This window comes from Streptomyces sp. NPDC059852 (assembly GCF_042731455.1).
GTDB lineage: Bacteria > Actinomycetota > Actinomycetes > Streptomycetales > Streptomycetaceae > Streptomyces.
This window is the reverse complement of sequence record NZ_JBHWJK010000016.1, coordinates 162,567-174,093: the sequence shown is the minus strand read 5'-3', so window position 1 is coordinate 174,093 and position 11,527 is coordinate 162,567. Positions and strand designations below refer to the sequence as shown.

Below are 11,527 nucleotides of genomic sequence, written 5' to 3'. Positions count from 1 at the left end.
TGACGTTCCGTGCACGGTCCGGGGTGTCGGCTCCGGCGCACTCCGGCGCGATCTCGAACGGGTCACCCCCTGACGTATGCCCTCGAAGATCCGGGCCCGCCCGGCGTGCGGGCCGCCCGGCCCCTCGGTGCCGGGGGCGCCGGGCCGCCCGCCCTCGCGGTCACCCGGCGCCGTGCTCCCGGCTCAGCCCGCCGTCACCCCCGCTGACCAGGCGTGGACGGCCGGCGCCAGGTCGGCCGGGCCGCCGCGGCGCGCTGCCTCACCGCCGCCCAGCGCTCCGACAGGGCCCACACCACCCGCACGGTCGAACGCGGCGCGAGCAGCGCCCGCACCCGGGTCGTCCAGCTCGCCTTCGACGTCAGATCGGCGCGCACCCTGCGGACCTCATCCGCCAGCCCGGCCACCGGACGCGGACTCGGTGCGTACAGGACCTGCTCCACCGCGTCCGCGACGCGGTGGACGGCCTCCGCCGCCGGAGGATCGAGCCGGCCGAGCCGGACGATCCGGGCGGCCGTCGTGCGCGGTGTCCGGCTGTCGTCCGGCGCGATCCCGAAGTCCCACGCGGTGTCGGTCAGTTCCTGCCAGACCGCCAGGGTGTGCAGGGCCGTCTCCTCGTCCGAGCGGCCGTGCCCGCCGAGCCGGACCGCCCGGGTCCGCAGCCGCCACAGCGCCGGCGACAACGGGATCAGCAGGGCCAGCAGCCCGCCGAGCGCCCACGCCAGCGCCAGGTACCAGCGGGGGCCGTCGCCGTCCGTGCCCAGGGCCAGCGCCGGGGACTCGCTGGCGCACAGCTCCGGGCGTCGGCCCACGCAGGAGTCGCTCTCCGACGCGGACGCCGAGGGCGCCTCGCTCGCCGACTGCGAGGGGCGTGCCTCGTCCGGCTGCGCGCTGCTGGACGTGTCCGGCAGGGTGTACGACGGCACCGATCCACGCGTCGGCGTCGGCTCGAAGCGAGTCCAGCCCACGCCCTCGAAGTACAGCTCGGGCCAGGCGTGCGCGTCCCTGAGCCCGACCGACACCGTGCCGTCGCCCTGCGGGGTGCCGGGTGCGAAGCCCACCGCGACCCGCGCCGGGATGTCCAGGGAGCGGGCCATCGCCGCCATCGCGAAGGAGAAGTGGACGCAGAAGCCCTCCTTGTCCTTCAGGAAGCGGGCGATCGCCCCCGGGCCGTTGCCCACCTTGACGTCGGTGTCGTACTGGAACCCGCCGGTCAGCGAGAAGAAGTCCTGCAGCTTGACCGCCTGGTCGTACCGGCTGGTCGCGCCCTCGGTGACCTCGCGCGCGGTGCGGGCGACCACGTCCGGCAGCGAGTCGGGCAGCTGCGTGAACTCGCGCCGCAGCGCGGTCGGCGCCTCGGGCGCCTCCTCCAGCTGCTTGGCCGTCGGGCGCACGTCCAGGGAGCGCACGGTGTAGGTGACGCCGCGCGTGGTCTGCCGGCGGTCACCGACGACCGTCATGCCGAGCGGCTCGTACCGCCAGTCGCCCGGGATCTGGACCCCGCTCGGCGGGTACGGCATCGGCAGCCAGTTCTGCGCGTACCAGTCGGCGGCCCGGACGGTCGTCGCGACCTCCGTGCGCTTGATGTCGGGACCCAGCCCGAAAGGCGTGGGGAACGGGTCGGGCACCGCCTCGATCGTCCGCTTGGACGGCTGCCACGTGGTGCCGTCGAAGTCGTCGAGGGACACGATCCGCAGGTACATGTTCGAGATGTCGGTGGTGTCGGTCCGCAGGGACAGGACCTGGCGGTCCTCCTCCACGTTCAGGCTGTCGCGCAGCGACACCAGCGGGTTCACGGCGGAGATCGTCCCGCCGGTCCCGGTGCCGGCGCCGATCCCCGTGCCCGCCGGGCCGAGCAGGCCGCCGTTCATGGCGGGCAGGGCCAGCGGCACGACCAGGGCGATGCCCAGGGCGACCACCCCGATCCGCCGTCCGGTGCGCACCGGCGCCACCGCCGAGCCCGGCGCCGCGCCGGGGTGGCGCGGGGCCCCGCTGAAGACCCGGCCCCACTGCGAGAGCCGGTCGCGTCCCTCGGCCAGCAGCAGCATCAGATAGCCGACGGCGGCGACCACGAACCACAGCCCGTCCGCCGCCCCCTCGGACAGCCCGGCGGCCACCGAGTACAGCGCGAGCAGCGGCAGCCCGGCCGGGGCGGCGCTGCGGAACGTCACCGCGACGGCGTCCACCGCGAGCCCGATGACCAGGACACCGCCGACCAGCATCAGCCGGATGCCCGGCGTGAGCGGGGCGGGCGCCGAGTAGTGGCCGACGTCCTCGCCGCCCGCCTGCAGCAGGTCGCCGAAGTGACGGAACGCCTCCGGTCCGGGGACCACTCCGAGCACGGCCTGGCTGCTCGCGAAGGCCAGCGTCAGCAGCGCCAGCGTGACGACGGCCTGGGTCGCCACGGTCAGCGGCCGGGCCAGCGGCACCCGCCGGGTCAGCATGCCCACACCGGTCTGGATCGCCAGCAGCAGCGCGGACTGCACCAGCCAGCTCACCGACGTGACCAGCGGCAGCAGCGCGCAGGACGCCATCAGGGTGGCCGCCGCGGCGCACAGCGCCATCCGTGTCCGCCCGCTCATCGCCATGCCTCCCCGCCGCCGGCCGCGGTGAGCCCGCCGCGCTCCCGGTCCGCCTGCCGCCACATCTCTTCCAGCGAGACGCCGCGCGGCACGCCCAGCACTGTCCAGCCGGCGTCGCGCAGCAGATGCAGCCGCTCCTCCTGCCGGGAGGTCAGGGGCCCGGGGACGTCCGTCGCCTCCCGCATCCACGTCCCGCTGTCCAGTACGAAGGCGATCGCGCCGCCGCTGCGCTGCCGCATCCGGGCGGCCACCGCCGCCTGCTCCTCGTCGAGGTCCCCGAAGAAGGCGACCAGCAGTCCCTCGTTGCCGCCGCGCAGTACGTCGTACGCGCGCGACAGGCCGCTGCCGTCGGAGTGGTCGACCACCGCCAGGGTGTCCATCATCAGCCCGGCGGCGTCCGCCGACTCCTGGCTGGCACCGGCGAACCCGTCCGCGCCCTCGCCGGGCACCGACGAGCCGGTGTCGGTCAGCAGCCGTACGGAGAAGCCCCGCTCCAGCATGTGCACCAGCACGGAGGCCGCGCCCGAGACGGCCCACTCGAACGCCGAGTCGGGGCCGGCGCCCTGGTAGGCGTCGCCCCGGGTGTCCAGCAGCACGGTGCAGCGGGAGCGCTGCGGCTGCTCCTCGCGGCGCACCATGAGTTCGCCGTAGCGTGCGGTGGAGCGCCAGTGCACCCGGCGCAGGTCGTCGCCGTAGCGGTAGCCGCGCGGGATCACGTCGTCCTCGCCGGCCAGCGCCAGGGAGCGCTGCCGTCCGTCGCCGTAGCCCTTCGCCTCGCCGCCGAAGCGGACCGGCGGCAGCGGCTCCACGCGCGGGACGACGGTGAGGTCGTCGTACGCCGAGAAGGAGCGGGTCAGCTCGCACATGCCGAACGGGTCGCTCAGACGCAGCTGCAGCGGTCCCAGCGGATAGCGGCCGCGCAGGTCCGAGCGCACCCGGTAGGACACCTCGCGCCGCCCGCCCGCCTCCACCCGGTCCAGCACGAAGCGGGGCCGGGGCCCGAGGACGTACGGCACCCGGTCCTGGAGCATCAGCAGTCCGGTGGGCAGCCGGGAGACGTTCTCGATGCCCAGGTGCACCCGGGCCTCGCTGCCCGCCGGCACGCGCGCGGGGGACAGGCGCCGGCTGGCCGCGACCCGGTAGCGGGTGCGGTACAGCACGGTCGCGCAGACCAGCGGCAGCACGGCGAGCAGCAGCCCGACGCGCAGCAGATCGCTCTGGCCGAGCACATAGGCGCAGACGGCGGCCGCGACGCCCGCGGCGAGGAACGACCGCCCGCGCGTCGTCAGACCGGCCAGTGCCGTGCGGACCCCGCTGTGGTCACCGCGGTCCGCGTCGGCCGGGCCGGCCTCGCCGGAGGTCATCCCAGCCTCCGCGGCGGCTGCTGGCCGTACGCGGCGGCGCCGCGGCCGAGACCGCCGAAGCCGCTCTGCTGGTGGGGCGCCGCGGGCACCGGGGTGCGCTGCAGGATCTCCTGGACGACCTGCTCGGAGGTGCGGCGGTTGAGCTGCGCCTGGGCCGTGGGCAGCAGGCGGTGGGCCAGGACGGCAGCGGCGAGGGCCTGGACGTCGTCCGGCAGCGCGTAGTCCCGGCCGTGCAGAGCCGCGGACGCCTTCGCCGCGCGCAGCAGGTGCAGCGTCGCGCGCGGGGAGGCGCCGAGTCTGAGGTCCGGGTGGATGCGCGTGGCCGCGACCAGCTCCACCGCGTACCGGCGCACCGGCTCGGCCACGTGCACACCGCGCACGGCGTCGATGAGCTTGACGATGTCGTGCGCGTGGGCCACCGGCTGCAGGTCCTCCAGCGGGGACACCCCGCCGTGCACGTCCAGCATCTGCAGCTCGGCCTCCACGCTGGGGTAGCCGACGGACACCCGGGCCATGAAACGGTCGCGCTGGGCCTCGGGCAGCGGGTAGGTGCCCTCCATCTCGACCGGGTTCTGCGTGGCCACCACCATGAAGGGGCTGGGCAGCTCGTAGGTCTGCCCGTCGATGGTGACCTGGCGCTCCTCCATGGACTCCAGGAGCGCGGACTGGGTCTTCGGCGAGGCGCGGTTGATCTCGTCGCCGATCACGATCTGCGCGAAGATCGCGCCCGGTTTGAACTCGAAGTCCTTGCGCTGCTGGTCCCAGATGGACACGCCCGTGATGTCGGACGGCAGCAGGTCGGGCGTGAACTGGATGCGCCGCACCGAACAGTCGATGGAACGCGCCAGCGCCTTGGCCAGCATGGTCTTGCCCACGCCGGGGACATCCTCGATCAGAAGATGCCCCTCGGCGAGCAGTACGGTCAGCGAAAGCCGTACGACCTCGGGCTTGCCCTCGATCACACCCTCCACCGAACTGCGGACACGCTCCGCTGTGGCGGTCAGATCTGTGAGGCTCGCTCGATCGTCATAGGTCGTCACCCGGCCCTCCTCGGCCCGTTCTTCCCGGGCCGACACAAAGGCGGACCGGCCCTCCCCTGGAACACGGGCACCACGCGTGAAACGTTCCGCGTGCTGCCACACTCGCATTCTTGCTGCCGTTACCGATTCGTGTCACTCGACTGTGGACAACTGCCTGCGTTATGTCGGTCTTAGGGGGGTTTGTACGCGCCGAAGCGCGAAATCGACAGTGGAACGACAGGTGAAACCGATGGTCACCAGGGGTGCCCGCGGAATCACCGCGAGGTGGGCCGGGAGCCGGCTCAGGCCGCGTCGACCTCGCGCAGCAGGCCCGTCTTCACGTCGAAGACGAAGCCGCGCACGTCGTCGTTGTGCAGCAGGAACGGCGAGGTGCGCACCCGCTGCATCGACTGGCGGACGTCCTGGTCGACGTCCCGGAAGGACTCCACCGCCCACGCCGGGCGCTGGCCGACCTCCATCTCCAGCTCGTGCCGGAACTCCTCGGTCAGGGACTCCAGACCGCAGTTGGTGTGGTGGATCAGGACGATGCTGCGGGTGCCGAGCGCCCGCTGGCTGATGGTGAGCGAGCGGATCACGTCGTCGGTGACGACGCCGCCCGCGTTGCGGATGGTGTGACAGTCACCGAGCTCCAGGCCCAGCGCGGCGTGCAGGTCGAGACGGGCGTCCATGCAGGCCACGACGGCCACGTGGAGGACCGGTCGCGCGTCCATGCCCGGGTCGGTGAACTCGGCCGCGTAGCGCGCGTTGGCGTCGACGAGCCGGTCGGTGACCGTCCCGCTGCGGTCTATCGCGTCGTCGGAGCCGGCAGGTACCGATGCAGAAGTCGTCATACCCATGACGTTACTGGTCACCTCGGCGCCGGTCCTGTCGTGAGAGGGGACAAAGAACGCCATCGAGGCTTGTTGTGAGCTAACCCACAGGGGTGGTGTGAGTGCCCCCATACGGGCGGTTTCGCCGCCCGTGCGGCGCCACCCCGACCTGGGGCGGCGACGCGCAGGCCGGTTGATTGACCGCGCGACACCGTGGACTAAAGTGACGCGAAGCGGGAGGCGAGACTCCCCCTGCTGGACAGCAAACCCCGGAGGCTCCGGCGACTTTCCGGAGACCTCCCCGCGTGCGCGGCGCGTACGTACGGCTCGGCCTCCTCCCGCTCCCGGTCGGCTGACGCTCCAGGCGCCGGCAGACCTCCCCTTCATGAGCGGCGGGAGACCCGGCGGTGCGTGCGCCGCCGGATCTGAGAGGGCCCCAAGAGTGACAGGGCGCGAAGCGCTTCCGAACACGGACGGCGGGCGACGGGAGGACCGGCACGTCCCGGTCATGCTCCAGCGGTGCCTCGACCTGCTGGCCCCCGCCCTGGAGGAGCCGGGAGCCGTCGTCGTCGACTGCACCCTCGGGCTCGGCGGGCACAGCGAGGCCCTGCTCCGGCGCTTCCCCGAAGCCCGGCTCGTCGCGCTCGACCGGGACACCGAGGCGCTGCGCCTGTCCGGCGAACGGCTCGCGCCCTACGGCGAGCGCGCCCGCCTGGTGCACGCCGTCTACGACGAACTCCCGGACGTCCTCGCCCGCCTCGGCATCCCGCGCGTGCAGGGCGTCCTGTTCGATCTCGGCGTCTCCTCCATGCAGCTCGACGAGGCCGACCGCGGCTTCGCCTACGCCCAGGACGCCCCGCTCGACATGCGCATGGACCAGACCACCGGGATCAGCGCCGCGGAGGTCCTGAACACCTACCCGCCCGGCGAGCTGGTCCGCATCCTGCGCGCCTACGGCGAGGAGAAGCAGGCCAAGCGGATCGTGGCCGCCGTCGTGCGCGAACGCGACAAGGAGCCGTTCACCAACAGCGCCCGGCTCGTGGAGCTCATCCGCGACGCGCTGCCGCAGGCCGCCAAGCGCACCGGCGGCAACCCGGCCAAGCGCACCTTCCAGGCGCTGCGCATCGAGGTCAACGGCGAGCTGTCCGTCCTGGAGCGGGCGATCCCGGCCGCCGTGGAGGCCCTCGCCGTGGGCGGACGGATCGCCGTACTGTCGTACCACTCGCTGGAGGACCGGCTCGTCAAGCAGGTCCTCGCGGCCGGCGCCGCCAGCACCGCCCCGCCCGGGCTGCCCGTCGTGCCCGAGCGCTACCAGCCCCGGCTCAAGCTGCTGACACGCGGTGCCGAACTTCCCACGGAGGAAGAGGTCGCCGAGAACCGCCGTGCCGCACCGGCGCGGCTGCGCGGCGCCGAGCGCATCAGGGAGTCCATCGAATGACGGACGGCAGGCAGGAGCGGACGCCCGGTCCCGGACGGCACGCCGCCCGGCCGGAGCACCGCAGCGGGGAGGGCGCGTGAGCAGGAAACCCCAACTGAGGGGCCGGGCGGCCCGGCTCGCCCGGCTCCTGCCCGCCGGGGCCGGGCGGGCCGCCCGCGCCCCCTTCGTCCTGCTCGTCGTCCTCCTCCTCGGCGGCGGACTCATCGGGCTGCTCGTGCTGAACTCCGCCCTCAGCGAAGGCGCGTTCCGGCTGGACGACCTCGAACGGGAGACGAAGTCCCTCACCGACGAGGAGCAGTCCCTGCAACGCGACATCGACGCCTACTCCGCGCCCGACGCCCTCCAGCGCCGGGCCCGTGAACTCGGCATGGTGCCCGGCGGCGACCCGGCGTTCCTCGGCCCCGACGGCACCGTCAAGGGCGTCCCCAGCCCCGCCGCCGTCGATCCCGCCGCCGCCCGCGACCCGCTCGTACTCGCCCCCGAGGCCCTCGCCGGCGACCCCGCGACACCCGGCGCGGCACCCACCGAACCCGGCCCGGCGGACACCTCGCCGCAGGGCACGACCACCCCGGCCCCGTACCCCTTTGACGCACAGCCCTCCCCGTACCCGACCCCCGGCAGGTGACGGAAGTGTCCGACAGGGAACCACCGCGCCGCCGTGTGCCCGGACCCGCGAAGCCCGCCCGCTCCGGCGGCGCCCAGCGGCGCCCGGGGCCCGGCGGGCGCCCGGCCCGCCGCCCGGCCCGGCCCCGCCCCGGCGCCCAGGGCACCATCCGGCTCGGCAGCCCCCGGCCCCGGCTGCGCATGGTCGGCCTGGCCCTGACCCTCGTGCTGAGCGCCTTCGTGGTGCGCCTGCTCCAGGTGCAGGGCGTCGACGCGAGCACGTACGCCGCCAAGGCCCAGAAGAACCGCTACGTCGGCTACACCCTGGCCGCCGAGCGCGGCGGCATCACCGACCGCAACGGCGTGGCCCTCGCCACCAGCGTCGACGCCTACGACATCACGGCCGACCCCACCCTGTTCACCCGCGAGCAGCTCGGCGTCGACGACGGCCCCGAGCAGGCGGCCGCCCTGCTCGCGCCGATCCTCGGCCAGGAGCAGGACGCGATCGTCAAGAAGCTCCGGCCCGCGAACAGGAACCTGCGCTACACCCTCCTGGCCAGCCGTCAGACCCCGCAGGTCTGGAAGCAGATCAAGGACCTGAAGACCGCGCTGGCCACCAAGTCCGAGGCCGACAAGGCCACGGTGAACGTCCTCGGCGGCGTCCTGTCGGTCGCCAGCAGCAAGCGCGTGTACCCCAACGGCGACCTCGCCGCCGGGATACTGGGCTGGGTCAACGCCGACGGCAAGGGCGGCGGCGGGGTCGAGCAGCAGCTGAACGGGGAGCTGTCCGGCAAGGACGGCGAGATCCGCTACGCCCAGTCAGGCGGGCGTCAGGTCCCCACCGTCAACGCCACGGAGACGCCGGCCGTGCCCGGCAGCGACGTCGAGCTCACCATCGACCGCGACATCCAGTGGGCCGCGCAGAACGCGATCACCGAACAGGTCGCGAAGTCCAAGGCCGACCGCGGCTACGTGATCGTCCAGGACACCCGTACCGGCGAGGTCCTCGCCATGGCCAACGCGCCCGGGTTCGACCCCAACGACCTGTCCGAGGCGAGCGGCGCCAACATGGGCAACGCGGCCCTGCAGGACGCCTACGAGCCCGGCTCCACCGCGAAGATCATGTCGATGGCCGCCGTGCTGGAGGAGGGCGTCGCCACCCCCGGCACCCACGTCGTCGTACCCAACCGGCTGCACCGCGGCGACCGCCTCTTCAAGGACGACATCGACCACGAGACCTGGCACCTCACGCTCAACGGCGTGCTCGCCAAGTCCAGCAACATCGGCACGATCCTCGCCACCGGCCAGCTCGGCAGGACCCAGCCGCAGGCCAACAAGGTCCTCTACGACTACCTGCGCAAGTTCGGCCTCGGCAGCTACACCGGGCTCGGCTTCCCCGGCGAGACACCGGGCATCCTGGCCGCCCCCGGCAAGTGGTCGACGTCGCAGCAGTACACGATCCCTTTCGGCCAGGGCCTCTCCCTCAACGCCATGCAGGCGGCGTCCATCTACTCGACGATCGCCAACGGCGGCGTCCGCGTCGAACCCACGCTCGTCCGCGGCACCAAGGGCCCCGACGGGCAGTTCACCGAGGCGCCCGAGCCCAGGAAGACCCGGGTGATCAGCGCGAAGACGGCGAAGACGCTCGCCCGGATGCTGGAGTCCGTCGTGGACGACCGCGAGGGCACCGGCACCAAGGCGCGCATCCCCGGCTACCGCGTCGCGGGCAAGACCGGTACGGCGAACCGAGTGGATCCGGCCACCGGCAAGTACCGCGGCTACACGTCGTCGTTCGCCGGCTTCGCGCCCGCGGACAAGCCCCGGATCACCGTCTACTGCGCCATCCAGAACGCCACCCAGGGCAACTACTTCGGCGGCCAGATCTGCGGCCCCATCTACAAGCAGGTCATGGAGTTCGCGCTGAAGACCCTCCAGGTCCCGCCGACCGGGGCCAAGCCCGCCAGCCTTCCGGTCTCCTACAAACCCTGACCATCTGATCAGCACCGAGCAGCCAGGAACCGCCCCGTGACAACGATCACCCCCGACCCCGGGAACCACGGCACCCCCCGCCCCTCACTTCGCCCGCAAGGGGGTACGCCCGGTACGCTCACCGCCGTGCCACACGCTGATCAGTCCCAAACCACCCAGAAGGGGCACCCCGTGACGTATCCGGGACCGCCCAGGCCGGTACAGGTCGCCGCCACACCCCTGGCGGAACTCGCCGATCAGCTGGGTGCCGCCACGCCGGCACAGCAGGACGGCTCCGTCGAGATCACGGGCATCACCCATGACTCGCGTGCCGTCCGCCCCGGCGACCTGTACGCCGCCCTCCCGGGCGCCCGCCTGCACGGCGCCGACTTCGTGACCCAGGCCGCCGGCCTCGGCGCGGCCGCCGTGCTGACCGATCCGACCGGCGCCGAACGCGCCGCCGCGACCGGCCTGCCGGTCCTCGTCGTCGACGATCCGCGCGGCCTGATGGGCGAACTCGCGGCCACCATCTACGGCCACCCGGGCCGCGATCTGCTCCAGATCGGCATCACCGGCACCTCGGGCAAGACCACCACCGCCTACCTCGTCGAGGGCGGCCTCAGGACGGCCCGCTCGACCGGCCTGATCGGCACGGTCGAGATGCGCATCGGCGACGAGCGGATCAAGTCCGAGCGCACCACCCCGGAAGCCACCGACCTGCAGGCCCTGTTCGCCGTCATGCGCGAACGCGGCGTCGAGGCGGTCGCCATGGAGGTCTCCAGCCACGCCCTGGTGCTCGGGCGGGTCGACGGCTGCGTCTTCGACATCGCCGTCTTCACCAACCTCAGCCCGGAGCACATGGAGTTCCACTCCGACATGGAGGACTACTTCCAGGCCAAGGCGCAGCTGTTCACCCCGGCGCGCAGTCGGCTCGGCGTGGTCAACCTCGACGACGAGTACGGCCGCCGGCTCGTGAAGGAGGCCGGTGTCCCGGTCGTCACCTTCTCCGCCGAGGGGCACCCGGACGCCGACTGGCGTGCCGAGGACGTCCGGATCGGCCCCATGGACGCCCGGTTCACCGTGATCGGCCCGAAGGACGAACGGATCGCGGCCACCTCGCCGCTGGCCGGCCCCTTCAACGTGGCGAACACCCTCGCCGCGATCGTCGCCCTCGCCGCGGCCGGCCTCGACCCGCAGACCGCCGCCGACGGCATCGCCGCCGTACCGGGCGTGCCGGGTCGGCTGGAGCGGGTGGACGAGGGGCAGCCGTACCTCGCGGTCGTGGACTACGCCCACAAGACCGACGCCGTCGAGTCCGTCCTCAAGGCCCTGCGCAAGGTCACCGAGGGCAAGGTGCACGTGGTGCTCGGCTGCGGCGGTGACCGGGACAGGACGAAACGGGAGCCGATGGGCGCGGCCGCCGCGCGGCTCGCCGACACCGCCGTCCTGACCTCCGACAACCCCCGCTCCGAGGACCCCCTCGCGATCCTCGCGGCCATGCTCCGGGGCGCCGCCTCGGTGCCGGCGCACGAGCGCGGCGAGGTGCAGGTCTTCGAGGACCGGGCCGCCGCGATCGCCGCCGCCGTCGCCCGCGCCCGGCCCGGGGACACCGTGCTGATCGCGGGCAAGGGCCACGAGCAGGGCCAGGACATCGCCGGGGTGGTCCGTCCCTTCGACGACCGCCAGGTGCTGCGCGAAGCCATCAAGAAGACCCAGGGATGAACTT

Annotated in this window: 8 protein-coding genes; 4 read left to right on the top strand and 4 right to left on the bottom strand. The window is 73.3% G+C overall.

What is annotated here, in order from left to right:
• Nucleotides 1-194: 194 nt before the first annotated feature.
• The 4 genes from ACFV46_RS21610 to ACFV46_RS21595 form a co-directional block, all read right to left on the bottom strand.
• Entirely contained in the window at nt 195-2,579 is a 2,385-nt protein-coding gene (locus tag ACFV46_RS21610) for a DUF3488 and DUF4129 domain-containing transglutaminase family protein (RefSeq protein WP_385499269.1), read from the bottom strand.
• The gene (locus ACFV46_RS21605) at nt 2,576-3,943 is read right to left on the bottom strand and encodes a DUF58 domain-containing protein (protein ID WP_361930259.1); all 1,368 of its coding nucleotides are present in this window, start codon (nt 3,941-3,943) and stop codon (nt 2,576-2,578) included. Before ACFV46_RS21605 ends, ACFV46_RS21610 begins: the two co-directional genes overlap by 4 nt.
• Nucleotides 3,940-4,983: an AAA family ATPase gene (locus tag ACFV46_RS21600; RefSeq protein ID WP_376729538.1), complete on the bottom strand. Its 1,044-nt coding sequence runs from the start codon at nt 4,981-4,983 to the stop codon at nt 3,940-3,942. The genes ACFV46_RS21605 and ACFV46_RS21600 overlap by 4 nt, the downstream gene beginning before the upstream one ends.
• 281 nt (nt 4,984-5,264) lie before the next feature.
• Nucleotides 5,265-5,813: a beta-class carbonic anhydrase gene (locus ACFV46_RS21595; protein WP_376729539.1), complete on the bottom strand. Its 549-nt coding sequence runs from the start codon at nt 5,811-5,813 to the stop codon at nt 5,265-5,267.
• Nucleotides 5,814-6,234: 421 nt separating this feature from the next.
• On the opposite strand from ACFV46_RS21595, the gene rsmH reads away from it, so the two are divergent.
• The 4 genes from rsmH to ACFV46_RS21575 all read left to right on the top strand — a co-directional run bounded on the left by rsmH (nt 6,235) and on the right by ACFV46_RS21575 (nt 11,523).
• Nucleotides 6,235-7,230 (top strand): 16S rRNA (cytosine(1402)-N(4))-methyltransferase RsmH, encoded by a 996-nt coding sequence (gene rsmH, locus ACFV46_RS21590; RefSeq protein ID WP_361930252.1) that lies wholly within the window; start codon nt 6,235-6,237, stop codon nt 7,228-7,230.
• A gap of 76 nt (nt 7,231-7,306) precedes the next feature.
• On the top strand, nt 7,307-7,855 hold the full coding sequence (locus tag ACFV46_RS21585) for a septum formation initiator family protein (RefSeq protein WP_376729540.1): 549 nt from the start codon (nt 7,307-7,309) through the stop codon (nt 7,853-7,855).
• Between the two features lie 5 nt (nt 7,856-7,860).
• Nucleotides 7,861-9,822 carry a penicillin-binding protein 2 gene (locus ACFV46_RS21580; protein WP_361930247.1) on the top strand — a complete coding sequence of 654 codons (1,962 nt, stop codon included), beginning with the start codon at nt 7,861-7,863 and terminating at the stop codon, nt 9,820-9,822.
• Nucleotides 9,823-9,993: 171 nt separating this feature from the next.
• Nucleotides 9,994-11,523 carry a UDP-N-acetylmuramoyl-L-alanyl-D-glutamate--2,6-diaminopimelate ligase gene (locus ACFV46_RS21575; protein ID WP_361930244.1) on the top strand — a complete coding sequence of 510 codons (1,530 nt, stop codon included), beginning with the start codon at nt 9,994-9,996 and terminating at the stop codon, nt 11,521-11,523.
• Nucleotides 11,524-11,527: the final 4 nt, after the last annotated feature.